General features: G+C 64.6%; 27 protein-coding genes and 1 tRNA gene. 15 read left to right on the forward strand and 13 right to left on the reverse strand.

Going from position 1 to position 25244, the window contains the following annotated elements; all coding sequences use genetic code 11:
- Positions 1 to 2: 2 nt before the first annotated feature.
- Positions 3 to 1532 (reverse strand): rolling circle replication-associated protein, encoded by a 1530-nt coding sequence (locus tag MSTE_RS03765; RefSeq protein WP_096505391.1) that lies wholly within the window; start codon positions 1530 to 1532, stop codon positions 3 to 5.
- A gap of 229 nt (positions 1533 to 1761) precedes the next feature.
- Here MSTE_RS03765 and MSTE_RS03770 point away from each other — a divergent pair.
- From MSTE_RS03770 to MSTE_RS03775, 3 genes are all read left to right on the forward strand, one after another.
- Positions 1762 to 2939 (forward strand): IS3 family transposase gene (locus tag MSTE_RS03770; protein ID WP_408645809.1). Its coding sequence is split into 2 segments (ribosomal slippage): positions 1762 to 2028 and positions 2031 to 2939, totalling 1176 coding nucleotides; the frame shifts between segments, so codons are not numbered across the junction.
- A gap of 53 nt (positions 2940 to 2992) precedes the next feature.
- Positions 2993 to 3060, forward strand: a tRNA-Phe gene (locus MSTE_RS24895).
- A gap of 137 nt (positions 3061 to 3197) precedes the next feature.
- The gene (locus MSTE_RS03775) at positions 3198 to 3557 is read left to right on the forward strand and encodes a hypothetical protein (protein ID WP_231896981.1); all 360 of its coding nucleotides are present in this window, start codon (positions 3198 to 3200) and stop codon (positions 3555 to 3557) included.
- A 22-nt stretch (positions 3558 to 3579) separates the two neighbouring features.
- Here the strand turns inward: MSTE_RS03775 and MSTE_RS03780 are convergent, their stop codons facing one another.
- Both MSTE_RS03780 and MSTE_RS03785 read right to left on the reverse strand, forming a co-directional pair.
- The gene (locus MSTE_RS03780) at positions 3580 to 5040 is read right to left on the reverse strand and encodes a PPE family protein (RefSeq protein WP_096499115.1); all 1461 of its coding nucleotides are present in this window, start codon (positions 5038 to 5040) and stop codon (positions 3580 to 3582) included.
- A gap of 197 nt (positions 5041 to 5237) precedes the next feature.
- The gene (locus tag MSTE_RS03785; protein ID WP_096499117.1) at positions 5238 to 6128 is read right to left on the reverse strand and encodes an alpha/beta hydrolase; all 891 of its coding nucleotides are present in this window, start codon (positions 6126 to 6128) and stop codon (positions 5238 to 5240) included.
- Positions 6129 to 6234: 106 nt separating this feature from the next.
- Here MSTE_RS03785 and MSTE_RS03790 point away from each other — a divergent pair, with 106 nt between their 5' ends.
- From MSTE_RS03790 to MSTE_RS03810, 5 genes are all read left to right on the forward strand, one after another.
- On the forward strand, positions 6235 to 6978 hold the full coding sequence (locus MSTE_RS03790; RefSeq protein WP_096505395.1) for a 3-oxoacyl-ACP reductase family protein: 744 nt from the start codon (positions 6235 to 6237) through the stop codon (positions 6976 to 6978).
- A 28-nt stretch (positions 6979 to 7006) separates the two neighbouring features.
- Entirely contained in the window at positions 7007 to 7444 is a 438-nt protein-coding gene (locus tag MSTE_RS03795; protein ID WP_096499119.1) for an SRPBCC family protein, read from the forward strand.
- A gap of 69 nt (positions 7445 to 7513) precedes the next feature.
- Positions 7514 to 8113: a TetR/AcrR family transcriptional regulator gene (locus MSTE_RS03800; protein WP_096499121.1), complete on the forward strand. Its 600-nt coding sequence runs from the start codon at positions 7514 to 7516 to the stop codon at positions 8111 to 8113.
- Positions 8110 to 8880 (forward strand): SDR family NAD(P)-dependent oxidoreductase, encoded by a 771-nt coding sequence (locus tag MSTE_RS03805; protein ID WP_096499123.1) that lies wholly within the window; start codon positions 8110 to 8112, stop codon positions 8878 to 8880. The genes MSTE_RS03800 and MSTE_RS03805 overlap by 4 nt, the downstream gene beginning before the upstream one ends.
- Entirely contained in the window at positions 8877 to 9689 is an 813-nt protein-coding gene (locus MSTE_RS03810) for an enoyl-CoA hydratase/isomerase family protein (protein ID WP_096499125.1), read from the forward strand. Before MSTE_RS03805 ends, MSTE_RS03810 begins: the two co-directional genes overlap by 4 nt.
- Here MSTE_RS03810 and MSTE_RS03815 read toward each other — a convergent pair.
- From MSTE_RS03815 to MSTE_RS03845, 7 genes are all read right to left on the reverse strand, one after another.
- A complete protein-coding gene (locus MSTE_RS03815) occupies positions 9686 to 10330 on the reverse strand; it encodes a TetR/AcrR family transcriptional regulator (protein WP_096499127.1) in 645 nt (214 codons plus the stop codon). The genes MSTE_RS03810 and MSTE_RS03815 overlap by 4 nt on opposite strands.
- Complete coding sequence (locus MSTE_RS03820; RefSeq protein WP_096499129.1) at positions 10327 to 11109, reverse strand: enoyl-CoA hydratase-related protein; 783 nt, start codon at positions 11107 to 11109, stop codon at positions 10327 to 10329. Before MSTE_RS03820 ends, MSTE_RS03815 begins: the two co-directional genes overlap by 4 nt.
- On the reverse strand, positions 11106 to 12260 hold the full coding sequence (locus MSTE_RS03825) for a thiolase domain-containing protein (RefSeq protein WP_096499131.1): 1155 nt from the start codon (positions 12258 to 12260) through the stop codon (positions 11106 to 11108). The genes MSTE_RS03820 and MSTE_RS03825 overlap by 4 nt, the downstream gene beginning before the upstream one ends.
- Positions 12257 to 13327 carry a lipid-transfer protein gene (locus MSTE_RS03830; RefSeq protein ID WP_096499133.1) on the reverse strand — a complete coding sequence of 357 codons (1071 nt, stop codon included), beginning with the start codon at positions 13325 to 13327 and terminating at the stop codon, positions 12257 to 12259. The genes MSTE_RS03825 and MSTE_RS03830 overlap by 4 nt, the downstream gene beginning before the upstream one ends.
- Complete coding sequence (locus MSTE_RS03835; protein ID WP_096499135.1) at positions 13320 to 13796, reverse strand: Zn-ribbon domain-containing OB-fold protein; 477 nt, start codon at positions 13794 to 13796, stop codon at positions 13320 to 13322. The genes MSTE_RS03830 and MSTE_RS03835 overlap by 8 nt, the downstream gene beginning before the upstream one ends.
- Positions 13793 to 14248: an OB-fold domain-containing protein gene (locus MSTE_RS03840; RefSeq protein WP_096499137.1), complete on the reverse strand. Its 456-nt coding sequence runs from the start codon at positions 14246 to 14248 to the stop codon at positions 13793 to 13795. Before MSTE_RS03840 ends, MSTE_RS03835 begins: the two co-directional genes overlap by 4 nt.
- Positions 14249 to 14360: 112 nt before the next feature.
- Positions 14361 to 15326: an ABC transporter substrate-binding protein gene (locus MSTE_RS03845; RefSeq protein ID WP_157997625.1), complete on the reverse strand. Its 966-nt coding sequence runs from the start codon at positions 15324 to 15326 to the stop codon at positions 14361 to 14363.
- A gap of 228 nt (positions 15327 to 15554) precedes the next feature.
- Here MSTE_RS03845 and MSTE_RS03850 point away from each other — a divergent pair, with 228 nt between their 5' ends.
- The 6 genes from MSTE_RS03850 to MSTE_RS03875 all read left to right on the forward strand — a co-directional run bounded on the left by MSTE_RS03850 (position 15555) and on the right by MSTE_RS03875 (position 21641).
- On the forward strand, positions 15555 to 16544 hold the full coding sequence (locus MSTE_RS03850; RefSeq protein WP_096499141.1) for a hypothetical protein: 990 nt from the start codon (positions 15555 to 15557) through the stop codon (positions 16542 to 16544).
- Between the two features lie 163 nt (positions 16545 to 16707).
- Positions 16708 to 17559, forward strand: a complete 852-nt coding sequence (locus tag MSTE_RS03855; protein ID WP_231897063.1) for a hypothetical protein — start codon at positions 16708 to 16710, stop codon at positions 17557 to 17559.
- Positions 17556 to 18320, forward strand: a complete 765-nt coding sequence (locus MSTE_RS03860) for a hypothetical protein (RefSeq protein ID WP_096499145.1) — start codon at positions 17556 to 17558, stop codon at positions 18318 to 18320. Before MSTE_RS03855 ends, MSTE_RS03860 begins: the two co-directional genes overlap by 4 nt.
- Positions 18317 to 19363 (forward strand): hypothetical protein, encoded by a 1047-nt coding sequence (locus tag MSTE_RS03865; protein WP_096499147.1) that lies wholly within the window; start codon positions 18317 to 18319, stop codon positions 19361 to 19363. The genes MSTE_RS03860 and MSTE_RS03865 overlap by 4 nt, the downstream gene beginning before the upstream one ends.
- Before the next feature lie 43 nt (positions 19364 to 19406).
- Positions 19407 to 20498, forward strand: a complete 1092-nt coding sequence (locus MSTE_RS03870; protein ID WP_096499149.1) for a CaiB/BaiF CoA transferase family protein — start codon at positions 19407 to 19409, stop codon at positions 20496 to 20498.
- 69 nt (positions 20499 to 20567) lie between these two features.
- Positions 20568 to 21641, forward strand: coding sequence for an alpha/beta hydrolase (locus MSTE_RS03875; RefSeq protein ID WP_096499151.1), 1074 nt, complete (start codon positions 20568 to 20570; stop codon positions 21639 to 21641).
- Here the strand turns inward: MSTE_RS03875 and MSTE_RS03880 are convergent.
- From MSTE_RS03880 to MSTE_RS25090, 3 genes are all read right to left on the reverse strand, one after another.
- On the reverse strand, positions 21630 to 22808 hold the full coding sequence (locus tag MSTE_RS03880) for a pyridoxal phosphate-dependent aminotransferase (RefSeq protein ID WP_096499153.1): 1179 nt from the start codon (positions 22806 to 22808) through the stop codon (positions 21630 to 21632). The genes MSTE_RS03875 and MSTE_RS03880 overlap by 12 nt on opposite strands.
- Positions 22809 to 22862: 54 nt before the next feature.
- Positions 22863 to 23270 carry a hypothetical protein gene (locus tag MSTE_RS03885; RefSeq protein ID WP_096505397.1) on the reverse strand — a complete coding sequence of 136 codons (408 nt, stop codon included), beginning with the start codon at positions 23268 to 23270 and terminating at the stop codon, positions 22863 to 22865.
- A gap of 106 nt (positions 23271 to 23376) precedes the next feature.
- Positions 23377 to 23850 carry a hypothetical protein gene (locus tag MSTE_RS25090; protein ID WP_231896982.1) on the reverse strand — a complete coding sequence of 158 codons (474 nt, stop codon included), beginning with the start codon at positions 23848 to 23850 and terminating at the stop codon, positions 23377 to 23379.
- A 184-nt stretch (positions 23851 to 24034) separates the two neighbouring features.
- Between MSTE_RS25090 and MSTE_RS03895 the strand changes: the two genes are divergently transcribed.
- Positions 24035 to 25243 carry an acetyl-CoA C-acetyltransferase gene (locus tag MSTE_RS03895; RefSeq protein WP_030094301.1) on the forward strand — a complete coding sequence of 403 codons (1209 nt, stop codon included), beginning with the start codon at positions 24035 to 24037 and terminating at the stop codon, positions 25241 to 25243.
- Position 25244: the final 1 nt, after the last annotated feature.

Consider the following 25244-nt stretch of genomic DNA (forward strand, 5'->3'; position numbering starts at 1 on the left):
ACTTACGTGACAGCGAGTGCACGTGCGAGTTGGGCGGCGAATGCTGGTCCGTTGTTGACGAGGGCGTAGCCGCCGTTGAGGCCGCCTTGGTCGCATATGTGACGTCGTCGTCGGACTCGTCTGTGGGTGACGATTCCGGTGCTGCGGTCTACTCGTTGGACGATGCGATGGGCGGTGCGGGGAACCACGGCGGTGGGGAAGCGGCTGTCGGGGTTGGCGTAGGTAGCTTGGTTGCGGGACCAGCGGCGGATGATGCGCCGAGCTGCAAGGTAGGTGTCTTGAGCGATTTCGACGGCGGCGGTTGCCTTGCGTAGGCCGTAGATGCCCCAGAAGCGGCCAGGTCCCTTGCCGGGATGCTGCCAGGCTTCGGGGACGATGTGCTGGTATTCCTTGTCGCCCTGGGTGTTTGGGGATGAGTGTTTGGTGAAGTAGATCGCCAGCCGTTTCGGATCGCAGGCCCGCAGCCCGGAGAGGATATCGATAGCGGTCCCTGCAAGTCGATGGCGAATCTTCTGTTCGTCGTCGGGGTGGTCCACGATATCGGCCCACGTTTCCGAGAGCCACGACGCGAACGGCAACCTCGTCTTGCCGGGGGATAGCGGGGGCGTCATCCACAAATGGATATGGGGTGCGCCTCGGCGCTGGAACTCTAGTTTCCAGATGTAGCGTGGCGGTTCGCCGTATTCGCGGTGGAAACGTTTGCGCCACAACACCATATGACGTTTAACGCTGGCTCCGTCGGGTGCGACGGTTTCCCAGTCGCCCGGATAGGTGAAGGTGATCATGGCAGGAATCCGCCCGGATTCGACCAATGGGGTGTAGTCGAGTTCGGCGAAGGTGCGGCACATCGCCGACCGAGACTTACGTGACCACTTGGTAATGGTGCCTTCGGTTCTGCCGGGGGCAATATCCGTAAGACTCCGTCGCGACAAAGTCACGACGGCCTGAGCATCAAGTCTGCTCGCTTTGGTCAGGAGGTCGTTGATGCGGTGCTGCCAGTCAGCCACGTCCAGTTCGCGGCGTTCCACGGCCCGCTGGTTGGCTTTCTCGGTGCGGACGGGGTTGGTCCAGCCGAGCCGTATCACCCCCGGACCCACGGTGATACGGAATCGGCCGGATTCAGATTCGCAACCTTGCCGGTCCCGACCCGAGGCCCACGGTAGCGCCCTATCGAACAACGCGGCAGCCGAGGCAACCATTTCCGGGCTCGGGAACCGCAGCCCCAACGCATCAGCAGCCCGCCACTCCCGCTCCCCGGAATCCTGCTCGTCGGGGGTACGGACATTTTTGGCACATATAACAAGCCCGCCGCCTGCGGTGGTGGTGCGGCCTGCGCCGTGGCCGTCGTACAGCCGATCGCTGCCGCTCTCGCGCCCTGCGGCCCTTCGGGCCTCGGGCACTCGCGGCCTCCCGCCGTCCACGGCTCCGGCCCCACCACAAACCAACTCAGACGCGCACGCAGAACTTGCCGACGACCCAACCCCGTCGAGAGGTTCCGTCGCGGTTGTAGAGGACGCGATGCTGTAAGGCATCGAGGTACCCGCTCCCCGGAACCCCACCCACAGCGCGCATTAGCATCAGCGCGACAGCGAGGGGAGTCCCTGATCGGGAGTGCAAGCACCGTGTCCGGTTTATGTCCGTTCCCCGGACAGCTTGAATACGTCAGCCCTGCTCAATGCGACGCATAGAACGGGTCTGGTGCACGGATAGGTGACAACTGAGATGGCTTGCCCTGTGGGGTGGGCCTGGAAGGATGTCGCTGTGCCGAAGCCGTTTCCTGCAGAGTTCCGTGCCGATGTGGTGCGAATTGCCCGTGATCGCGATGCTGGTGTGACGTTGGAGCAGGTCGCTGCTGATTTCGGTATTCACCCGATGACGCTGTCGAAATGGATACGCCAATCCGATGTCGATGAGGGGGTTCGCCCTGGTGTGACCGCCACTGAGTCCGCCGAGAACCGCGAACTCAAGAAGCGAGTCCGGTTGCTGGAGCAGGAAAATGAGGTGTTGCGGCGGGCGGCGGCCTATTTGTCGCAGGCCAACCTCAAGCTGGGTCAGTCCCCAAAATGATGTACCCGCTCGTTCGTGAGCTGGCCGCCGACGGTGTTCCCGTCACGGTGACGTGCCGGGTCCTCAAAATCGCTCGTCAGCCATTTTATCGCTGGTGTGCTGGCCCGGTCACTGGAACTGAGTGGGTGCAAGCGTCAGTGACGAACGCGGTCTATGACGCCCACCGTGATGACCCCGAGTTCGGCTACCGATTCCTCGCTGATGAAGTCCGGGCCGCGGGAATCGCTGTGTCTGACCGGACGGTGTGGAAACGCTGCCGCGAGAACCGCTGGTGGTCGGCATTCGGCAAGAAACGCAGCCGTGTCGGCAAGAAACCAGGCCCACCTGTTCACAACGATCTGGTATGCCGCAATTTCACCGCAACCACCCCAAACATGTTGTGGTTGACCGATATCACCGAACACCGGACCAGCGAAGGCAAGCTCTATCTGTGCGCGATCAAGGACGTGTTCTCCAACCGCATCGTCGGCTATTCCATCAGTAACCGCATGAAAGCTGCCCTAGCGGTGACCGCGCTCAACAATGCGGTGGCCCGCCGTGGCGATGTGAGTGGGTGCATCGTCCACAGCGACCGGGGCAGCCAATTTCGGTCCCGAAAATTCGTGCATACCCTCAACCGGCACAACATGATTGGCTCCATGGGCCGGATTGGCGCCGCCGGTGATAACGCCGCGATGGAGTCCTTCTTTTCCCTGCTGCAAAAGAACGTCCTGAATCGGCGCCGATGGAACACCCGCGACGAACTACGGACAGCGATCGTGACCTGGATCGAACGCACCTACCACCGCCGCCGACGCCAACCCGCCCTCGGCAAGTTGACCCCCATCGAATACGAGACCATCATGACCACACCGGCCAATCAGGCCGCCTAAAGACTGTCACCTATCCGTGCAGCAGACCCAACGCATAGAGACAGATAAACCGCAGTTCAATGGCTATTCTATCCGCCTGAAAAGCGGAAGGTCGCCGGTTCGATCCCGGCCCTGGCCACCACGAGAGCCCGCCGGAGACGGCGGGTTTTTCTGTATCTGTGGACCAATCGTGTCCATTACCTGAGGCGCAGTCGCTGCCGCCATAGGCCCACGAAAGCGGCATTGTTAATTAATACTTAACCAGTATAGTATCTAGTTATGGTTAAGTTCGCTCTTCGAGACCGGTCCCGTTCAGTGTGGCGGGGGACGTACTGGCGGACTGGACTGCTTGCCATCGCGGCCGTCGGCATGATCGGCGCCGTGGACTCCCCGGGGCTTGCCCACGCGGGTCCTACGGGGGTCGGTGATGCGAGTGCCGTTATTAACGACCTGAAAGCCAAGGGCTACCGGGTGATCGTCTCCAAGAGTGGCGCTGCGACAGATTTGAGTAGGTGTGTTGCTTCCGTGGAGGAGCAGTCCCCGGTCTACTCGGCGCAAACGGCCCGGGACGTGCGGAATGCTCCGACAACTGTGTCGGTGATCGATCACAAGGTCGCTCTGGTCTCGATCACCTGCTAAGCGCCCACCGCATGCGGCGCCGCTAATCTGCGTCGGCGCCGTCCGGATCCCAGGTGTTGGGAATCATCGGCGCCCGAGCGCCCTCGCTGAAGTCGTCATCGTGGCCCAATGTGGCCAATCCGGTTGCCGCCAGGCCTGTTCTGGGCACAGTGCCGGTGAACCCCATAGGTCCGGCTCCGCGGTGTGAAGCCGTCGTGGAAGGCTCGCCCCTGTCAGGGGTCACGGTGGCGTCCATGTCCATGTATTCGACGGCGCGGCCTTCTTGCTTGCTCCGATCGCGTCGTCGACGTGCCTGTCGTGCCGCGGCTGTCGCGGTAGTCCCCGCGCGTTCTGATGCTGAATTCCTGGCTGACGTACTCGCTCTCGTGTGGACCTGGCTCGCCAGAGCCAATCCGGCGCCGATGCGGGGGCCGCCACCGACCGCATACGGGAACGAGAAACCCGGATCGCCGATGGGCGGGGGAGGAGGCGACGGTGCAGGCGCGGTACCTGGGGCGGTTGGCGCTGGCGCGCCGGAGGAGGCCGGAGCGGGAGCCGACGGCGATGGACTAGAGGCGGGGGCCGTCCCAGCAGCCGCCGCGGTGGGAGGTTCCGGGACGGGGTTTGGTTCCGTCGCAAGCATTTCGGGCGATGGTTGGATGCCGGCCAGGCCTGCCAACCCGATCACCGAGCCCAGGCCGGCGATTGCCAGAGCAAGCGCGGGCTGGATCAGCGCCGGGGCGAACTGGCCGATTGTCGAAGCCAATTGTGCGGCATGAAAAGCCACATCGGCCAACACCAACGGAAGGTTGGTCAACAGCGCGGCCGGATCGGTCAGCAGGTTGTTCCACAGCAGCTTGAGGTGCTCGACCATCTCACCGGCCACATCCACCCACCACTCCGGGTCGGTGGGGTCCAAATCCCCATGGCCATGGCCGTCGTCGTGGCCGTGCTCGTGGTCATGATCGTGATCGTGCAGGATCGACGGAGGCGGTGTGGAAGGCGGCGTAGACGCCAGGGCGACCTCGGACGCGGCTTGGTATGCCGCCATCGTCGTGGCGGCCTGAACCCACATGCGGACGTAGTCCGCCTCGGTGGCAACGATGGGAATTGTGTTGATACCGAAGAAGTTTGTTGCCAATAACGCTGTGTGCGTGGCGTGGTTGGCGGCCAGCTCGGCAACAGTGGGCATGACCGCCAACGCGGTGCTGTATGCGCCGGCGGCGGTCCCATGCTGAGCCGCGCGGGCATTGCTTTCGATGGCGCCTTGGGTCAGCCACTCCAGATATGGAATATGCGCCGCCACATACGTATCCGCGCTTGGTCCCTGCCACGTTGCCGCACGGGTGGCGGCCAGAATCGCCCGGAGCTCATCTGCCGTCGCGGTGTAATGCGCACCCAGCGAAGACCATTCGGCCGAGGCGGCGAGCAGCGGCCCGGGCCCGGGACCTCCACTGAGCAGGGTCGAATGCACCTCCGGCGGCGACGCCATCCACACCGGCATAGCCACTCCGCACCCTCCACCGCATTAATGACAACGATAACGATATTCATTAACATTAGCGTGTGAGATGAGAGACCGTGCCGGTACCCCATGGGGGTTTGGTTTGTTCGGTCGCCCGTTCGACGGAGTTGATGCCGTAGAATCCGGAGAGCCGTTGTCGTCCAGCCGTATTCAGAGATTGGGCCGGCAGGCGCCGATCAGATGAGCGCGCCCTGCAGACTTCGGCAGGCCTTGGACACGAAGTCCTTCGATACCCCGGCCCACGGCACGAATCTGTCGAAGCCATGGAAAGCCCCCTGGACGACTTCCAGCTCGCAGGGCACTCCGGCGGCACGCAGGCGTTCGGCGTACAGGAGGTCCTCGTCGTGAAACAGGTCGGCCGTCCCGATGCCCAACCAGGCCGGCGCCACTCCCGCCAAGTCCGACCGCCGACCCGGTACGGCGATATTGCGGTCGGTATCTGCCAGGTACGAGTCCCAGCCAAACCGGTTGCTTTTGGTGCTCCACATCCGCAGGTTGGTTTCGTCGACATCGGTGCGCGCGGTGGTGCGGTCGTCGAGCATCGGGTAGACCAGCAGCTGCGCCGCCGGCGCGACCTCGCCTCGATCACGCGCCAACAACGCAAGTGCTGCGGTCAGTCCGCCGCCGGCGCTGGCGCCGCCAATGGCGATGCGTGTTGGGTCGATCCAACCTTGCACCGATAGCCAGCGCAGCGCCGCATAGCAGTCTTCGACGGGTGTCGGATAGGGATGTTCGGGTGCCAGTCGATAGTCGACCGACACGACGGGAAGCCCGGTTTCCCGCGTGACCTTGCGGCAGAAGAAGTCATCCTGACGTGCCGTGCCCATCACGTAACCACCGCCGTGAATCCACAACAGGGCCGGGGACGGCTCGTTCAGGTTCTTGGGAACGTGTGCGCGTACCGTCACGTCGTCGTTCACCGCCACGGTTCGCACCCCAAATCTGGGAAACAGCCCCGAGGTGCGGATCAATCCGCGCAGCGTGGAAAGGGTTCGGGGCAGGCCCACCTGTCGCGGAAACACCTTGGCCGCCAAACGGAGGCTGGGGTGAATGTCAGGTGACGACACACAGCGAGTATGCCGGTGGGAAGCGCATAACGTGGCGGTTTGGCATGACGGGGAATGTTTCGGACTCGAGTCCACTTGACCCGTGCGTACCTACGGAAGGACCATCATGACTCCCCCACTGAAGGGTCGCCGCGCGTTTGTCACCGGCGGATCGCGCGGAATAGGCGCAGCCATCGTGCGCAGGCTTGCCGAAGATGGTGCGCGTGTCGTCTTCACGTTCTCGAGTTCACCGCAACCGGCCGCGGACGTCGTGGCCGATGTCAAGGAGGATGGCGGCTGGGCGCTGGCGGTCAAGGCCGATGTATCGGACCCGGCCCAGCTCACGGCCGCTGTCAACGAGGCAGCCGAACACCTTGGCGGACTGGATATTCTGGTCAATAATGCCGGTATCGCATCCTTTGGCGACGTGGACACCGCAACCTTGGAAGACTTCGACGCGATCGTCGCGGTGAACGTGCGGGCTGTTTTCGCGGCCATCAAGGCGGCCTCCCCGCATCTGGCCGAGGGCGGCAGGATCGTCACCATCGGCAGCATCAACGGCGACCGTTCACCCACCCCCAACGCATCGCTGTACTCGATGTCGAAGGCGGCCGTCGCCGGTCTGACCCGCGGGTTGGCGCGTGAATTCGGCCCCCGGGGCATCACGATCAACAACGTTCAGCCGGGCCCCGTGGACACGGATATGAACCCGGAGAACGGCGAGTTGGCGCAGATCCTGCTCCCCAACATCGCGGTAGGGCGCTATGGCCAGCCCCGCGATATCGCCAGCTTGGTGAGCTATCTGGCATCCGATGAGGCCTGGTACATCACGGGAACCGCGATCAACATCGACGGGGGATTCACCGTCTAGCGCTCGCGGGGTCGCTAGGGTCAGATCCATGGCCACTAGCGATACCCGGGAAATCGTCATCGAGGCGACCCCCGCCCAGATCATGGATGTCATCGCAGACTTCGAGGTTCTGCCGAAATGGTCTTCGGCGCATCAGAGTTCGACGGTGCTGACCACGGGCGACGACGGACGGCCGCACGAGGTGAAGATGAAGGTGAAGACGGCGGGCATCACCGACGAACAAACCGTCGCCTACACCTGGAGCGCCGATACGGTCAGCTGGACCCTGGTGAAGGCCAGTCAGCAGCGCCGTCAGGACGGTAAGTACACCTTCACGCCCAAGGGCGACAAGACACACGTGAAGTTCGAACTGACGGTCGACCCGTTGATCCCGCTGCCCGGATTCGTGCTGAAGCGGGCCATCAAGGGCGCCATGGAAACCGCCACCGACGGACTGCGCAAGCAGGTCCTCGCCACCTACCGATAGACCCTTCCCTCCGTGAAGAGTCACTAGTATCGTTATTTCAAATATCGAAACTAGTGGAGTGCCCGGATAGTGGATAGACGCCAGGGTGGACGTCCCCGCGATCCCGACAAGGATGACGCGGTGCGCGAGACCGTGCGCCAGATGTTGGCGACCGAGGGGTATCAGGGCACCACCATCCCCGCCGTGGCGCGCGCCGCAGGTATCGGTGCACCCACGATCTACCGGCGCTGGCCCACCCGGGCGGCCATGGTGGAGAGTGCGATCGCCGACCGCCCATGGCCTGCGGCCCTCGCCGAGCGCAGCGAATTCCAGGACTATCTGCCCGTTGTGGTGCGCGCTGTGGTCGAGTACTTTGCCGATCCGGCTACCCGCGCCGCGATGCCGGGACTTCTCGTCGAGTACCACCGCGAACCGAGCCAGTATGCGGATTTGGTTGCACGCACCGAAATGCCTCTGCGCGAAGCGTTCCGGACGGCACACGCCGAGGCCGTCGTGGCCGGCCGGTGTGCGGGCCGGCCCGGGGCGGACGCGCTCTTCGACACCGTCGTGGGTATGGCCGTCTATCACGGCGTCTTGCGCGGCACCGCCGACGAAGCGCTCATCGAGCAGATTCTTGGTGTGGTTCGCGCGGCGAGCATGGTGGACCAGCGAAAAGTGAGGGAACGATGAACCGAGAAACTTTCTCCAGCCTGTTCGACCTCACCGGGCGTACGGTGATCGTGACCGGGGGCACCCGTGGAATCGGGCGATCTCTCGCCGAAGGTTATGCCTGTGCGGGTGCCAATGTGGTTGTTGCAAGCCGTAAACCGGAAGCGTGCACCGAGACGGTCGAGCATCTGCGCTCCCTGGGTGGGCGGGCACTGGGCGTACCGACGCACACGGGCGACATCGAGTCGCTGGAACACTTGGTGCAGGCCGCCGTCGAGGAGTTCGGCGGTATCGACGTCGTGGTGAACAATGCCGCCAATGCACTCACCGAACCGGTGGGCGCATTCACCGTCGACGGGTGGGACAAGTCTTTCGGTGTGAACCTGCGGGGGCCGGTGTTTCTGGTGCAAGCCGCGCTGCCGCATCTGGTGACCAGTCGACATGCGGCGGTGCTCAACGTCGTCTCGGTGGGCGCCTTCATGTTTGGCCAGGGCGTCTCCATGTACTCGGCGGCCAAGGCCGCACTGGTCTCCTACACGCGGTCTGCGGCGGCCGAGCTCGCTTCGCGGGGAGTGCGTGTCAACGCACTAGCCCCCGGCGCGATCGACACCGACATGGTACGCAAGACCCCGCCCGCAGAGGTGGAACGAATGGCCAACGCCAACCACCTCAAACGGCTCGGACTCCCCGACGAAATGGTGGGTACCGCACTGCTTTTGACATCCGATGCGGGCAGCTACATCACCGGTCAGACCATCATCGCCGACGGAGGGTTGGTGGCCCGGTGATTCGCACGGAGCATCGCGACAACGGAATCCTGGTGGTCACGATCGATCGTCCCGAGCGCCGTAATGCACTCGATCCGCAGACGGTGGCCGAGCTGCACTCCGTGGTCGAGAAGACCGATGGCGACCCCAAGGTGCGGGTGGTGGTTCTCACCGCAGTTGGCGCATCATTTTGTGCCGGGGCCGATCTGAAGTCGCTGCCCACTGATTTCACCAATATCGGGGCGACCTCCACGGCCGCGCTGCTCGGTGCCACCGACTCGGAGCTGGTGCGTACGCTGGCGGCTCAGGAGTTGATGGCCTCGCTGTTCGAACGGATTCACCGGATGCGTCAGCCCGTCATCGCTGCTGTCAATGGACACGCGGTCGGTGGCGGGTTCGCATTGGCGCTGGCCTGCGATATCCGGTTCGCCTGTCCGGAGGCCTCATTCGGTGCCGTGTTTATTCGTCATGGGGTGTCCAACTGCGATATGGGAACCAGCTATCACCTGCCACGGTTGGTGGGTGCGGCCCGCGCCGCGGAGCTGATGTTGACCGGACGGGTGTTCGGTGCCGACGAGGCGCAACGGATCGGCTTGATCTTCGACGTGGCGCCCGCCGAAACCCTCCTTGACGCGGCGATTGCGAAGGCCGAAGAAATCGCCGTGCACTCACCCCTGGCGGTATGGATGACCAAAGAGACGATGTGGCAGACGGTCGACGCGCCGAGCCTGCGTCATGCGCTGGATCTGGAGAACAGGACCCAGGTGATGTGCACTGCCACCGGGGAATTGCGCCGGTCCTTCGACGCTTTTCGGGAGGGGCGCACCTAGTCCTCTGCCGGAGGTCCGGCCAGGATAGCGGTCACCATGTCGATGAGCTGCGCATTCATCTGCCCGTCGTCGAGATAGGTGCCACTCAGGGACATCAGTCGATTGGTGTGCGCGATGTCGCCAAGAACTACGCAGGTCAGTGTGACCGCCTGGGTGACCCCGAATCGGATTGACGGCAGTGAGGCGTTCGGGCGCAGCCGCACGATCAGCTCCTGAAGTCGCGCGGCTTGAGGTTGAAAACTCACACTCATCGGGATCAATGCGGGGTGCCCGCCGATGAGGAGCTTGCCGAGGGTGGAAAGCCATGCGGTTCCGCCCTCTTCGCCGATTTCCGACAGCGGGACGACGATCGCCTCGGCGATGGCGCGCAGTGTCCCGGTCTTCTCGGCGATGTCCAACAACGCGAACCGGCGCTTTTCGAGCTGATTCAAGTATTTATCGAGCAGCGCCTCGATCAGACGCTCCTTGGACCCGAAGTGATAGTGCACCGACGCGACATTGGTGCCGGCCGCCGCCATGATGGCGCGTAGTGACACCGCATCCACACCACGTTCGGCGAACAGCCGCTCGGCGGCGCTGAGCAATCGCTGATCGGTGGAATCATGTGCAGCGGTGGCTGTTTCAGATGCTATGTCGGTCATTGCCCGGTGAACCGCGCCTCTCTCTTCTCGCGGAATGCGGTCAACCCCTCGCGCGCATCGGCGGAGCTGATTACCTGGCGGGTCAGGCGGGCCTCGATCGCGCGGGCGTCTTCCTCGGCGATCCAACCGCTGTGCACCACGGCTTCCTTGGCATTGCGCACCGCCAGAGGGTCATTGCGCACCGCGCGTTCGGCGAGGCTGCGCGCCTTGTCCAATGCGGTGCCCGCTGGGACCACGTGGCCCACCAGGCCGAAATGATAGGCCTCTTGAGCGGTGAGCGGCTCGCCCGTGAGGATCATCTCCATGGCCTTGGTGTAGGGAATCTGCCGTTTGAGCCGGACCATGGACCCGGCACCGGGCACCAGCCCACGCTGCACCTCCGGAAGGCCGAACGTTGCCTGCTCGTCGGCAACACGGATATCGTTCTGCTGCAACATTTCACATCCGCCACCCAGGCACGCGCCGTTGACCGCCGCGATGAGCGGCTTGGTCAGGGTATGGGTGAGTAGCAGTCCCTTGCCTATGGCGGCGGGGTCGAGTGGCGGCGCGGAGCCGTCCCGGACCATCCAGCCATCACTGAGATCACCTCCTACGCAGTAGGCGCTACCGGCGCCGGTGATGATGGCCGCCCGGATGCCGTCGTCCCCGTCGATCTCGTCCCAGGCCTGGGCGAGCTGTCCCACCATGTTGGTGGACAGCGCATTTCGTCGATGCGGACGGTTCATGGTCAAGACGATCGGGCCGTCACGCTCGACGATGAGTTCTCGATCTTCGATCATGGTTTGTCGCACCCCACCACCCACAAAGCATGGAACTGCGATGCGCCGCCCATGGCATGGCCTATCGCGCGTCTGGCACCGTCGACTTGATGTTCTCCCGCCAGCCCGCGCACCTGCAACGCGGCCTCGGCGAACCGAAGCAGGCCGGTCGCGCCGGTGGGGTTGCCCGAGAGCACACCACCGGACGGATTGATCGGATGTCTGCCCTCGAACGCGGTGTGGCCCTCGTCGACGGCGCGCCAGCCCGATCCCTCGGGAGCCAGTCCGATGTTCTCCATCCACATCGGCTCATACCAACTGTAGGGGATGTAGAGCTCGGATACGTCTGCCTCGGTGGCCGGGTCGGTGATCCCCGCCTCGCGGTACGCCGCGGCGGCGCACTCCTGCCCGGCACGTGGATTCACCTCATCGCGGCCTGCGAAATGTCCTGTCTCGGTGCGCCATCCGGTGCCGTGAATCCAGGCGGGCGGTCGCGGCGCATGCGTCGCGAACAGTTCGGAAGAGACGACGACCGCACACGAGCCGTCGGATGACGGGCAGGATTCCAGGAACCGGATGGGATCCCAGAGCATCGGCGAGCTGCGTACCTCCTCGACGGTGATATCGGGTTTGTGGATATGTGCGTAGGGGTTACGGATGGCGTTGAGACGATGATTCACCGCGACTTGCCAGCCGATGTGTTCCGGGGCACCCGAGCGGCGGATGTATTCGCGGATAACGGGTGCGAAATGCCCACCCGCGCCGGCACCCAGCTGGGCACTGAACGGCAGCGGCCGGGACAGTGCCCAGGTGAAGTTGCCTTCTGACTCTTTGGAATACGCGACCACCAACACCCTTCCGGCAAGTCCCGCCTGCACCAGATGTGCGGCATAGATGGCCGCATGCCCTCCGACGCTGCCACCGGTGAACACCCGGGTGACCGGCAGTCCGCGCGCGCCCATCGCGTCGGCGAGGTATAGCTCGGGGTTCATCACGCCGTCGAAGAGATCGGGAGTCTTGGCGAGCACGATCGCGTCGATATCACCGAACGTCAGCTCTGCATCGGCCAGCGCGCCGTCCACCGCTTCGCGGACCAGGGCCGCGATGCTGACCTCACGCTTCTTGGCCTGCTTGCTTTGTCCGACACCGACTACGGCGACGCGGGCGCTCATCCGCTCGCCTCCATGAGACACACCAGATTGTGCTGCAGCGCAGAGCCGTTGGTGGCATGGGCAAGTGCTCGAGTGGCTCGCCCCTGCATGATCACGCGAGCCGATTCGCCAATGCGGATCAAGCCGGTAGCGGTGGCGGGTGCACCCGCCAGCGGCCCACCGGATGGATTCACGAGCACGTTGTCGATGCCAAAGGTTTTGGTGAGTAGCGGTTCCACATAACTGTATTCGGTGTGCAGCTCGGCGACTTCCACACTGGCGGCAGTGAAACCGGCCATGGCAGCTGCCTTCTCGGCGGCGATGCGTGCCGAGTCCACTACCGCGAGGTCCCGCGATCCGGGATAGTGCGTGTCCATCCGGTGATCGATCGCCCTGATCCACGCCGGACGCCGGGCCAGGCGACGTGCCACGTCACCGGTGGCCAGGATCAGCACTGCGGCGCCGTCACCGACCGGTGCCACATCGTGTGGACGCAGTGGCGAGGCGATGTACGGCTGATCCAGCAGCGATTCGACCCCCGGAGCACCTGCCCTGAGCGCGAAGGGATTTGACAAAGCATCGGTCAGTGATTGGTTCACCACATCGGCCATCTCGCGCTCTGTGGTGATACCGGCCTCGATGACGGCCGTCGCCTGCAGGCCGGCGATTGCATGCCGATGCGGATGAAGGGGAGTCAGATAGTAGGGATCCAGTGAAGCGGGCGCCACCTGGTCCAGGTCGGCGGGCAGCGCGCCGCGGCCGATGCCGTACACCAGGGCGATATCGCCGTGGCCCAGTTGGAGCCATGACCAGGCCTCGTAACACGCCCATGCGGCATCCATTTCGACATGGGATTCCGATATCGGAGGCCAGGCGCCGACAGCGTCGAGGGACTCGATGTACGCGAAGGTACGGCCCTCGAAAAAGTCATGGCTACCCGAGGCGTAGAAGTCGATGTCCGCACGGCGCAGTGCTACCTGCTCAAGGGCCTCGCGGACCACGGGTAACAGAATCTCGGCCATATCGTCGCGTAGATTTGCTGCAGTACAAGCCGATTGGGCAAAAGAAACCACGGCAACATCACGCATGGGCGGCCTCGTTCGATACCGGCCGGAAGTAGCGGATGCTCTGCATGCTGGCACCGAGGTTCTCGTCGGTCACCCAGACCGGCTCTACGGTCATGCCGATGTGGACGAGGTCCGGCTCGGTATCTCCGATCATGTGCATGAGTCTGTTGTCGGCGCCGTGCAACTGGATGTGCGCCACTGCGTAGGGCGGCGTGAACACTTGCCCCGGAAAGGGGAAGCTCACGATGCAGAAGGTCTCCACCGTTCCCGTCCCCGCAAGGGGGTACGGCTCACCCAGTTCCGTCAGGCACCGCGAACAGAATTGCGGCGCAGGACAGTACGCGCGTTCACAGCCAGGGCATTGGCGTGCCAGCAGGCGTCTCTGCGCCAGTCCGCGCAGGAAGATCGAACGACCGGATCCAGCGACATAGGTGTAGTCCATGCGAAACGGACTGGCGATCGAGGACACCGGTTCGGGTAGTGCGGTCACAGCCGGCCCACCGGTTCGAAGCAGACGATATCGGTGATGGCGCCAACACGGTCCGGGCGCCATCGTGCGACAACGGGCAGTCCCGTTTTCATGGTCAGGGGATTGCCGCCGACATCGACGGCGTGGAACATCGCGTTAGTGGTTCCGTCTATGCGGATAAGCGCCCATGCGAAATCATCCTGCAGCTCGTCTGCCGGCCGTGACCGCACCCAGGTCCATTGCAGGACAACGCCCTTGGGTTCGAGTTCCACCAATTCGCCGGTAGGGCCGGCATCGGCCGGGTCGAACTCGAGCACCGGGCACAACACCTGGCCATGGATCGTCCGCACTCCGAACAGTCGCGCGTCGCGTAGCCCGCCGAGGAAGGCGCCGATCTTGGGGCCGACGGTGCGTTCAAATCCGAACTCGATCGTGTACGGCGCGCGCAGGGATTCGGAGGATTGGTCGGTCACAGGCCTCCCGACGAGGTTCTATCAATTGATTGAATCGAGCGATAGGACCGTAACACGGCAGTGATGGCGGCCACAGATTTACGTGGACACCAATGTGACAAGGTGATGCCGGTTATCGCGGAGGGGGTGGCTTCAAGGCCTTTTCGAGCTGAGGCGTCAGTTGTTCCAGCGCATAGATCCGAGCCAGTGGGCCGCCGAGCCGAAGGGCGTTCACCACCGGACTGTCTGCCGGGATGTAGACGGCGCGCCCCTCGGTGACCGCACGTAGATCTGCAAGACCATTGGTGGACTTCGCCTGCTGTTCGGTGGCTCCCACCACCACCAGGAGGTCCTCGTCGGCCTTGGCCTTCAGTTCGCCATCCGGTACGTGGCCGGAGTATCGCTGGCTCAGGAACCCCAGTCCGTCGAAGACTGCGCGACGTGGGTCGCGGAAACCCAACAGGAAGGTGCCTTGTCCGTCTGCGACCCAATCGACCACCGCCGTGCGGTTGACCCAATGCTGGTGCCCGGTACGTATCTGGTTGTACCGAGTCCCAACCTCTTCGGATCGCATGCGCGCCCGATCGGACTTGCCCAGGGCCCGGCCAATGGTGAAGAGCTGTGTATACCAAGGTGTCTCGGCACGATCGATTCGGTCCTCCGAGACCACCGTCGGCGCGATCTTCGTCAATCTGTCGTAACTGGGTCTGTCGATATCGGCGCCGGTGGCCAGGATGACATCGGGTTTGGCGGCGGCGATGGCGTCGAAGTTCAGCTCTGAGCCCGAGACGACGGGGGGATAGGAGACCTCCGGAACGACCCAGGGGTACATCGGATACTCCGGCAGCGTGGACCGGACGCCGACGGGTTTGGTGCCCAACGACTGCACCAAGTCTTGGTCGTTCCATCCGAGGGTGACGACGCGGTTAGGTCGTGTCGCGAGGAATGCTCCGCCGTACCTGTGGGGGATGCTGAGCGGGAAGCCGTCCGGAGTCAACGTCGGCGGCGCGGCGGGCGGCGGACTTTGGTTGCGAGAACACCCGGCAAGGGCCAGCAGCGTCAGCATCGCGGCAATGACGCGCCATCCGGCTGTTGCCATGCCGAGCAAACTACCATCGGCCGGCGCCGATATACGAATGTGATCGCAATCGGCTCGGGGTGAATCGAACGACCGGGCATCGGGTTGCACGCCTGCCACCTGCGGGAACGTCACCAGGCGGGATGTTGTTTGCTGGCCGTTGCCATTGACGCTGGGGTGGGACCTTCATACGTTTGCGCCGTTCCCAGCTCGTGCTACGGGTCAGAGCAACAGTGCAATAGGAAGCCGATGATTAAGCATCTCACCCGCCGCGCGACGGTCGCCCTCGTCGTGGCAGCCGCGGCGATGTCGCCTGCCGCCTACCCGGCAGTGGCCGATACGGCAACGCCGCTCAACGGCCTGTTCGCGTTGTCACCCGGCAGCTGCGCGGAGGGCCGAGCCACCGGCTCCTACTTCCGCATGATCTTGCCCGCCGGTGACGCGTCCGGCCCCTACCTCGCCAACGGCGATTCGATGTGCTCGGATAACACAGTCACCCTGCTGGCGCCCGGTACCGATGGTGGCCTGAAGTCGGGTGAGTATCAGCCGCAGCCTGGCAACGCATTCGATGGAAACGGAAATGCGGTGTCCGGCAGCATTACCCAGCCAGTCAAGTTCTACGGTGTGGGCTTTTCCACGGCGTCGAACCAAACCGATCCACAGACCGGCCAGGGCACTGCCACTCCCCAGATCACCGTCAGTGGCAACAAGCTCGGCGGTGACCTCAGTGCTTTCGGTGTGACCTGGAACAACCAGGTGTTCAACCAGGGATCGCCGAAACCCGGTGGCGCATTCCCGGGTAAGACCACACCGGTGACCGGCACCTACGACCGCAACACCGGCGCATTCATCGTCGAGTGGACCAGCCAGATCGTGGGCGGTCCCTTCAACGACTTCACCGGACTATGGCACCTGGTCGGCAAGGTCGGGGGCAGCCCCGGTGGCGCAGCTGTGGCCGAACCGCCACCCCCTCCTCCGCCGGGCGCCCCACCGGCAGCGGCGGATGCGCCGCCCGCGGTGGCCGCGCCGGCGGCCCCCGGGCAGGTTGTTGTGCAAGCTGGACAACAAGTGGTGGCACCGCCACCGCTGTCGGCCGGCCAGCAGCTCATCGCGCTGCCGGTTGACGACAATCCCCGCACCATCACTCCGCCATGGGTCATTGCCCTGTTGGTGTTCGTGGCGATCGGCGGCGGAATTCTGTTCGTGGTGGGGGAGCGGATCTTCAGCCGTGGCCGCTGAGAGGTTGGCTGAGACGTCTCAGCCGGCCCTGCCTTCGTACGCCGACATCGTCGGTGAGGAGGCTGTTGTCGCCGAGGCCGGACCGGCCCCACGGCCCCGGTGGCGGTTTGTCGCGCTCATCGCGCTTGGTGTGCTGCTATTCGCGTTGCCGGTGGTCACCGGGATGTTCACACGTGCCGCGGGCGGTCAGCAGCTGCTGACCGAGTTCCGCCCGTTTGTGTCCTCGGAGGTGATCGCCAAGTTCCGCGGTTACCTGGACACCGTCGACGCGGCTCGTACCGATGTGCAGGCGACCCAGTCGATCGCGGGAGGGCATTACGAGCGACTGGATACCTTTGTGGCGCAGTATCCGTCGATTCGTCAGGATATGAACGGTCTGCTCGATGCGGTCGATGGTCAGATAGGTAACTACGGGCAGTTGCGAGCCGTGGGCCCGTTCGATGTGCTGCCGTTCCTGCTGGCGGTGCCGGGACTGGTCTTGGTCGGCGCCGGTGTGTGGGGACTTCGGCGCACTAGCAACGGCGAAAAGGCTTTCGGTGCCCGGATTCTCGCGATCCTCGCGGCGGCTGTGCTCATCGCCGTGCCCTTTGCGGACGGGCTCTTTTCCCGTGCCCCGGCGGGTGCGCAGCTCATTGACGCGTTCACCCCGATCATGACTCACGAGCGGGTGGCCGCGGTACAGCGACACTTCGTGGTGCTGGTCGCGGCGGAAGGGGAATTGGACACCCAGTTCCTGGGTGATCTGCGGCAGCATGACTCGGCCCGCGCGGTCCCGGGTATCGACGCCTTCGTTTCGCAATGGCAGCCCATGACAGCGGATTTCGCTTCGCTGATCGGGGTGATGGCCGACAACGTCGACAATTTCGGCAGGGTAGTGGCGCTGGATCGGATCACGGCCCCGCTGGGATTCCGATCATTCAACTACTTCGGGTGGCTTTTCCTCGTGCCCGGTGTGCTGGCGGCCGCTGCCGCTATTGACGTGAAAGGAGCCGCACGGTGGCCCAGAAAACGATGACGCGCGGCACATTTGGTGTGGCGCTGGCGGCCGTGGTGCTGGTGACGGCTCCGGCCTGTGGATCGGAGAAGCCGACCGAGTCTCCGCTCACCGGGCTGCTGGCATTGGAGCCCGGGAAGATCGAAGGGAACAAGCTCAGCGGCACCTGGTTCAAGATGGTGCAGCCGGGCGGCAACCCCCAAGAGGGTCCGTTCATGCCCAATGCGAATTCTCCTGTGCCGCAAGCGGCTGCAACACTGCTCTCGCCCGGCGCGGATGGCGGTTTGGTACTGGGCGATTACCAGGGTGAGCCGGATCCAGCGTTCGATGAGGCCACCGGGTACTCACTGGCGGCCCGCGTCACACAGCCGACGAAGTTCTTCAATATCGAGTTCGGTATCTCCACCAACAAGATCGACCCGCAGACCCAGCGCGAGCTGCCGGCGCCCTCGGCCACGGTGGCCGGCGACCAGATCTCGGCGGACGTGTCGGCATGGGCCGCCTCGTGGAACCGTCAGGAGTTCAACCAGGGCGCGCCCAAGCCGAAACCCAAGGAGCAGGCACAGATTCCCGGTGAGGCACGCGCCAAGCAGGTGTGGGAGTTCGTAGCCGGGCGCTGGGTCGGCCGCGACTCCGTGGACGGCGAAAGCCCCAAAGCCACCGGTACATACGACAAGGACACCAAGAAGTTCACTCTCGACTGGACGAGTCTGATCGTGGGTGGACCGTTCAACAGCTTCACGGGAGTGTGGCACCTCGAAGGCGTGGTGAAAGACCGATGAGTTCGACACCGGCAGAAGAGACGGCTCCGATCGCAGCTCCGATTGCTTCCGTTGGGGGCAGGCCCACCAAAGAACGCGTATTCGGGATAGCCGTAAGGGTATTCGCTGCCATTACCGTGATCGGCAGCGTGGCCGCCATTACCCAGCTCTCGTATTCGCCTGCGCGTGCGCCCATCGTCGGATACCAGATCGTGAACCGCGACGGATCGATTCCCGAAGGTGCCATCCCGATCCCGGTACCCCCGCCGGGACCGCAATTGATTGCGCCGCTGCCGCGCCCTCAGGTGCCTTCGCATCCACCGGGTCAGGCTGCCGGACCGTTTGGTGCGCTGCCTTCGGTGACCGACCGCGGGCTTCCGATATCCGTCGCGCAGCCCTGCCCCTTCGGCTGGCCGGCGCCCGGCCCGGATGAGCAGGGTGGGCTGGCTTCGCTGATCGACGTAGCTCCGGCCGCGGGTGTGTTCTCCTCGGAGGCGTTCGCTCCGGCTACGGCGTATGAACCGATCCTGAAGATGATGGGTCCGGTGCTGGCTCGGATCTCCCCGCTGCTCTCCCGGCATCCGTGGGCGATCGACCAGTTCGTCACCCGTTTCCAGACGGTCATGGTGCGCGTTCTCGAGGCGATCCTGCCCTACTACGGCCCCTACCGGAACGATGTCCTGAAGGCCGAGGGCGACCTCGCGAAGGCGTTGACTCCCTTCCTGGAAAGCCTGTACAACACGCCGACGGCGCAATGCCTCGTCGCCTGGGAGGCACAGCGCATTCGGGACGCCCGTGGGGGCCGCCCGCCGGCGCTGCGCCTGCATGATCTCGGCAAGGTGATCGACCTGTATCGCTCGACGCACTGGCGTGAGGGTGACGACGATCCGCCACCCGCGCCGCTCCCGGCCTACGAGTTCACGCCGGCGCCCGCGCCGCCACCGCCGTCGGATGCTCCGGCCGCCCCGAGCACGTCGCGACCGGTGATCCCCAACTTCCCGACACCGACCCCCGCCCCGGCGCCCACACAGACGTCCTCACCGGCCATCTCCTCGTCTCTCTAGCCGCACTTCCCAACCAACGGGTTGAGTGGCTAGGGTGACCCTCATGGCTGACACTGGTGTCAAGACAGGCCCTCTCGCGGGCGTAAAGGTGATCGAGCTCGGCGGTATCGGCCCTGGGCCGCATGCGGCGATGATGTTGTCCGACTTGGGGGCAGACGTCATTCGGGTGCGCCGTCCCGGGGGTCTTGCCATCCCCGCCGAGGAGACGGATCTGTTTCACCGCGGGAAGCGCCTGGTCAACCTGGACGTCAAGAAAGACCCGGAGGCGCTGCTGGCGCTTGTCGACAAGGCCGATGTACTGCTGGATCCTTTCCGGCCCGGGGTGTGCGAGCGAATCGGGATCGGACCGGAGGAGTGCGCCAAGCGCAACCCGCGGCTGATCTTCGCCCGGATGACGGGCTGGGGCCAGAATGGCCCGATGGCCGACCGTGCGGGCCACGACATCAACTACCTGTCGCTGACCGGCGCTCTGGGGTCGATGGGCTACAAGGACCGTCCGCCGATGCCGCCGATGAACCTCGTAGCGGACTTCGGTGGTGGCTCAATGCTTTTGGTGCAGGGCATCCTGGCTGCCCTGTACGAGCGTGAGAAGTCGGGCAAGGGGCAGGTCATCGATGGTGCGATGGTCGACGGAGTGAGCCAGCTGGCTCAGATGCAGTGGACGATGTACAACAACGGCCTGCTGTTCGACGAGCGGGAGTCGGGGCTGCTCGACGGTGGGGCACCGTTCTACGGCACCTACGAGACCGCCGATGGCAAGTACATGGCGGTGGGATCCATCGAGCCGCAGTTCTTCGCGATTTTGGTGCAGGGCCTGGGGCTGGACCCCGACAGTGTTCCGTTCCAGCTCGACAAGGCGCGCTACCCCGAGATGCGCAAGCTGTTCGACGATGCGTTCAAGACCAAGACCCGTGACGAATGGACCGACATCTTCATCGGTACCGACGCCTGCGTGTCACCCGTGCTCACCTGGGGCGAGGCCAAGCAGAACGCGCACCTTCGCGATCGCGGCACCATCACCGATGTCAACGGCGTGACCCAGGCCGCGCCGGCGCCGCGCTTCTCGCGGACGCCGAGCGGGCCCATCGAGGCGCCGCCGAAGGACACGACCGAGCTCACCGATATCGGCTGGTGACTTAGCCAAGATTGTCGGTACTAGGTACTGGTAGTCTCGCCCCAAGCAATGACGCTATGAGGAGGCTCGATGACCACTGCCCGACACGCCGCCGAATCCCGGCTGGCCACCGCCGTCACCTACGCGGGGCCGGAATGGATGGGCAAGGCCAATTGGCATTCGGTGGCCGAGACCTATCTGTTCAAGGCGGTGGGTAAGCCGGGTCTTTATGCGCTGACCCGCTTGATGCTGGCCGTCAACCGCCGGTTCCCCGATGCCCTGCTGAATCGGCGATACGACGGACTTGAGCGTCTCATGGGCTGGGTGCCCGGTGTGTCCGGAACCCGCACGGAGACTGTGCAGTTGCCGAACTGCGTGGCCGAATGGACGTGGAATGCCAAGAATGAGCCGGGGCCGGACGCGCCGGTGGTCATCTACTTCCACGGGTCGGCATTCATCGCGTTGGGGATCAACAGCCATCGGCCGTTGGTCAGCCATATCGCGCGGGACTCCGGTGCGAGGGCGCTGAGCGTGGGCTACCGGTTGTGCCCGCGCAACCTGGTCGAAGACGCCGTCGCCGACGGCGTCGATGCGTACCGCTACGTACTGAGCCAGGGCGTCGCCCCCGAGAACATCGTGCTCGCAGGCGATTCGGCCGGAGGCTTCCTGGCGGCCATGACCGCCATCGCGGTGCGCGATGAGGGCTTGACACCGCCCGCGGGATGCGTGCTGATCTCGGCGGCCACCAACAACGACATGGAGCCGAAATACGCTGCCGCCAAACGCGTCGGCGATGCCATGTTCCCCGTCGACTTCTTGAAGATGATCAACGACGTGTTCCTGCTGCGCAACGGCGCACGCGAGCCCGGGCCGTGCCCGGCGGATGCCGACCTGACCGGACTGGGCCCGTTCCTGCTGCAGGTCGGCTCACAGGAAGCGTTGCGGCCGGACTCCGAACTGCTGGCGGAACGTCTTGTCGCTGCGGGAGTTCCGGTGCGGTTGCAGATATTCGACCGTGCTATTCACGTGTTCCAGGTGTTCGCGGCGACCAACCCCGACGCCCGGCGCGCGGTGGGAGAGATCACCGAGTTCATCAAGATCCTGCCGGGACTGGCCAAGGCGCGCCAGCGCCCCGACGCGATCGCGACCGGTCTAACCTCCTAGCCGGGCCAGGCGGGATATCGCCTCGTCGATCACCGCGTCACGTTTTGCAAAGGTGAACCGCACCAGGTGATTCCATTGATCGGCCGTGTCGGTGTTGGGGTCGCAAAAGGCGCTTACCGGAACCGCTGCTACGCCAACGGTTTCCGGTAGGCGCCGACAAAGTTCTGCGCTGTCGCTGAATCCCAGGGGGCGCGGATCTGCGCAGACGAAGTACCCGCCGTGGCTGCTGTGCACCTCGAAGCCCAGGCCGGTGAGCGCCTCAGTGAGACGATCGCGCCTGCGCTGCAAGGACTCTCGTAGATTCTTCACCCAGGCCTGTTCGGTGTCGAGGGCTACCGCTACCGCCGGCTGAAACGGCGCACCGCCGACGTAGGAAAGGAACTGCTTGGCGGCGCGCACGCCCGTGATCAACTCTGTTGTGCCACAAGCCCAGCCGATCTTCCAGCCGGTGCAGTTGAACGTCTTGGCGGCGCTGGAGATCGTCACGGTGCGATCGGCCATCCCGGGCAGACCGGCCATGGGTGTCTGGGTGCGCCTATCGAAGAGCAATCGCTCGTACACCTCGTCGGAAATGACCAGCAGATCGTGTTCGACCGCCAGCTCAGCGACCCGTGCCAACTCGGAGTCGGTGAACACCTTGCCCGTGGGATTGTGCGGAGAGTTGATGATCAGTGCCGCGGTCCGGGGTGTGATGGCGGCCGCGAGCGCGTCGGTGTCTAATGCGAAGCCCGCTCCGTCGGGAACGAGTGGCACCGGGACGCGGACGGCGCCCGCCATGGCCACCACGGCGGCATACGAGTCGTAGTAAGGCTCGATCAAAATGACCTCGGAGCCGGGTTCGACGAGGCCGAGGACCGCGCCCGCGATTGCTTCGGTGGCGCCGACGGTGACCAGCACCTGCGTATCCGGATCGAGTTCCTCGCCATAGCGGGCGAGTCGGTCGGCGGCGATGGCCCGGCGCAGTTCGGGAACGCCCAACCCGGGCGGGTATTGATTGAGGCCCGAACGGATGGCCTGCTGTGCCGCGTCCAGCATGGATGCGGGCCCGTCTTCGTCGGGGAAACCCTGGCCCAGATTGATTGCGTCGTGTCGGACGGCGAGGGCCGACATCTCGGCGAAGATCGTTGCGCCGAAGGGGCGCAATCGTTTGACGGTCTTCGGGTTCACGCTGGCCCGTGTTCGGTGCTACCCGGCTTCATGCCGGGCAGCCTACCGGCGGACCTAGCAGCTGGGCGGTTCGAAGGACAGGTCGGTATCCGGTATCGGGCAGAAGTAGTGACTGAATCCGGGATTGCCACGGTCCCGGTTGTCCACGAAGACCTCCACATCCCGGTCCGCCCGGTACACCCGGTAGTAGGTGGTGGTGTCCTCGAGGAAGAAATTGGCGACGGTGGTTGTCAGCTCCGCGCCGGTGCCCGTGGCGCGGGCATGACGCATGCAGTTCAGGTAGTCCGGGGGGATCTCGTGTGACGGCGGCAGCATGCGCAGCCGGCCACAATTCTGCAGCGGTGCGCGCTGCTCGAATGCGGTGTCGGGGGACAGGGGTTCCGGCTCGGCCTGTGCTGCCGGCGGACACACGGCGGCGGCAACCGACAAGGTCGCCGTCGCGATGCAGAGTCGTGTGAGCATCGCTTCAGGCTTGTCGCCCACGGTGTGAAAGCGGGAGGTTTCGGCGAAATCTCGTCGAAGAGCACCGCACAGCGTGTGCCCGCTTGGGGGTCGCACCCCAGACGGCCTATCGATCCGGCTGCAATGCGGGGTCGGGGCAGCTCGGGTTTGGCCTGTAGTCGGTGGATGCGGCCCAGCAGAAGAAATGACTCCAGCCGAAATTGCTGAACTGGTCGCCGCTGTAGTCAATGAAGATCTCGACCTGCTGCTGTGGGGAGAACACCCGGTAGTAGGTGGTGACGGGATCGCCCTCGATCGTGGATTCGACGATCTTGAGTTCGCCGCCACGGCCCGAGGCCCTGGCGACGTTCATGCAGTCCTTTTGTGTGGCGGGCACCGCATGGCTGTTGAACCCAAAGGTGTAGGACCCGCAGCTGGGTAGCGGGGTGCGATCGGTAAATGCTTTAGGTGGTGGTGTCGGCTTGCGGTGGCCTGGGCCATCGGCGACCTGGTGCCAGCCCATCCACACCGCGAATATCGACAGAACCGCAATGGCGCTGATGAGCACGCGTCCTAGCGGTAGAGAGCGAGCCCGCAGCACACTTCGAGCGTACCGTCATCAGATTCCCAACCAACGGGTTGGGAGGGCTGCTTACCATGGGGACGCCACCCTGGTCTAACGTAAGGCTGTCTCGGCGAAACTGACCCGGAGTCAACCCGGCGTCACAAGGCCGCGGCACCTGCACCACATGCCCCATACGCACCCCCTATAAGGACGTATACCCATGACTGAAGCATTCATCTACGAGGCCATCCGCACGCCTCGCGGCAAGCAGCGCGGCGGCGCCCTCAACGAGGTCAAGCCGCTGAACCTGGTAGTCGGCCTGATCGACGAGATCCGTCGCCGTTTCCCCGACCTGGACGAGAACCTGATCAGCGACGTCGTACTCGGCGTCGTCGCGCCCGTGGGCGATCAGGGTGGCGACATCGCTCGCACCGCGGTGCTGGCCGCCGGCCTGCCCGATACCGTCGGTGGCGTTCAGCTCAACCGTTTCTGTGCTTCCGGTCTGGAAGCCGTCAACGTCGCCGCACAGAAGGTCCGTTCCGGTTGGGACGACCTGGTGCTCGCCGGTGGTGTCGAGTCGATGTCGCGCGTGCCGATGGGCAGCGACGGCGGGGCCTGGGCCTCGGACCCGGCCACCAACTACGACGTGTCCTTCGTGCCGCAGGGCATCGGTGCCGACCTGATCGCCACCATCGAAGGCTTTACCCGTGACGACGTCGACGCCTACGCCGCCCGCTCGCAGGACCGTGCCGCGGCCGCGTGGTCCGGCGGTTACTTCGCCAAGTCCGTTGTGCCGGTCAAGGACCAGAACGGCCTGCTCATCCTGGACCACGACGAGCACATGCGTCCGGGCACCACGGCCGCGGACCTGGGCAAGCTGAAGCCCGCGTTCGAGGGCCTGGCCGCACTCGGCGGCTTCGACGATGTTGCGCGCATCAAGTACCACTACGTCGAGAAGATCAACCACGTGCACACCGGCGGCAACAGCTCGGGCATCGTCGACGGCGCCGCCCTGGTACTGGTGGGCTCCGAAGAGGCCGGTAAGTCGCAGGGTCTGACCCCGCGTGCCCGCGTCGTGGCGACCGCCACCACCGGTAGCGAGCCACTGATCATGCTGACCGGACCTACTCCGGCCACCCAGAAGGTGCTCGACCGCGCCGGACTGACCGTGGACGACATCGACCTGTTCGAGCTGAACGAGGCGTTCGCCTCGGTGGTCCTGAAGTTCCAGAAGGACCTGAACATCCCGGACGAGAAGCTCAACGTCAACGGCGGCGCCATCGCCATGGGCCACCCGCTGGGTGCCACCGGCGCCATGATCACCGGAACCATGGTCGACGAGCTGGAGCGTCGCGGCCTCAAGCGTGCCCTCATCACCCTGTGCGTCGGCGGCGGCATGGGTGTGGCCACCATCATCGAGCGAGTGTAGG

The sequence above is a fragment of the [Mycobacterium] stephanolepidis genome, assembly GCF_002356335.1.
In the GTDB taxonomy this organism is placed as follows: domain Bacteria; phylum Actinomycetota; class Actinomycetes; order Mycobacteriales; family Mycobacteriaceae; genus Mycobacterium; species Mycobacterium stephanolepidis.

Excerpts from the sequence above, each read along its gene's own strand:
- MSTE_RS03820 (WP_096499129.1), bottom strand. The coding sequence starts at position 11,109 with ATGATCGAAGATCGAGAACTCATCGTCGAGCGTGACGGCCCGATCGTC.
- MSTE_RS03825 (WP_096499131.1), bottom strand. The coding sequence starts at position 12,260 with ATGAGCGCCCGCGTCGCCGTAGTCGGTGTCGGACAAAGCAAGCAGGCC.
- MSTE_RS03775 (WP_231896981.1), top strand. The coding sequence starts at position 3,198 with ATGGTTAAGTTCGCTCTTCGAGACCGGTCCCGTTCAGTGTGGCGGGGG.
- MSTE_RS03765 (WP_096505391.1), bottom strand. The coding sequence starts at position 1,532 with ATGCCTTACAGCATCGCGTCCTCTACAACCGCGACGGAACCTCTCGAC.
- MSTE_RS03850 (WP_096499141.1), top strand. The coding sequence starts at position 15,555 with ATGATTAAGCATCTCACCCGCCGCGCGACGGTCGCCCTCGTCGTGGCA.
- MSTE_RS03870 (WP_096499149.1), top strand. The coding sequence starts at position 19,407 with ATGGCTGACACTGGTGTCAAGACAGGCCCTCTCGCGGGCGTAAAGGTG.
- MSTE_RS03805 (WP_096499123.1), top strand. The coding sequence starts at position 8,110 with ATGAACCGAGAAACTTTCTCCAGCCTGTTCGACCTCACCGGGCGTACG.
- MSTE_RS03830 (WP_096499133.1), bottom strand. The coding sequence starts at position 13,327 with ATGCGTGATGTTGCCGTGGTTTCTTTTGCCCAATCGGCTTGTACTGCA.
- MSTE_RS03875 (WP_096499151.1), top strand. The coding sequence starts at position 20,568 with ATGACCACTGCCCGACACGCCGCCGAATCCCGGCTGGCCACCGCCGTC.
- MSTE_RS03790 (WP_096505395.1), top strand. The coding sequence starts at position 6,235 with ATGACTCCCCCACTGAAGGGTCGCCGCGCGTTTGTCACCGGCGGATCG.
- MSTE_RS03815 (WP_096499127.1), bottom strand. The coding sequence starts at position 10,330 with ATGACCGACATAGCATCTGAAACAGCCACCGCTGCACATGATTCCACC.
- MSTE_RS03895 (WP_030094301.1), top strand. The coding sequence starts at position 24,035 with ATGACTGAAGCATTCATCTACGAGGCCATCCGCACGCCTCGCGGCAAG.
- MSTE_RS03855 (WP_231897063.1), top strand. The coding sequence starts at position 16,708 with ATGTTCACACGTGCCGCGGGCGGTCAGCAGCTGCTGACCGAGTTCCGC.
- MSTE_RS03780 (WP_096499115.1), bottom strand. The coding sequence starts at position 5,040 with ATGCCGGTGTGGATGGCGTCGCCGCCGGAGGTGCATTCGACCCTGCTC.
- MSTE_RS03845 (WP_157997625.1), bottom strand. The coding sequence starts at position 15,326 with ATGGCAACAGCCGGATGGCGCGTCATTGCCGCGATGCTGACGCTGCTG.
- MSTE_RS03795 (WP_096499119.1), top strand. The coding sequence starts at position 7,007 with ATGGCCACTAGCGATACCCGGGAAATCGTCATCGAGGCGACCCCCGCC.
- MSTE_RS03885 (WP_096505397.1), bottom strand. The coding sequence starts at position 23,270 with ATGCTCACACGACTCTGCATCGCGACGGCGACCTTGTCGGTTGCCGCC.
- MSTE_RS03860 (WP_096499145.1), top strand. The coding sequence starts at position 17,556 with ATGACGCGCGGCACATTTGGTGTGGCGCTGGCGGCCGTGGTGCTGGTG.
- MSTE_RS03865 (WP_096499147.1), top strand. The coding sequence starts at position 18,317 with ATGAGTTCGACACCGGCAGAAGAGACGGCTCCGATCGCAGCTCCGATT.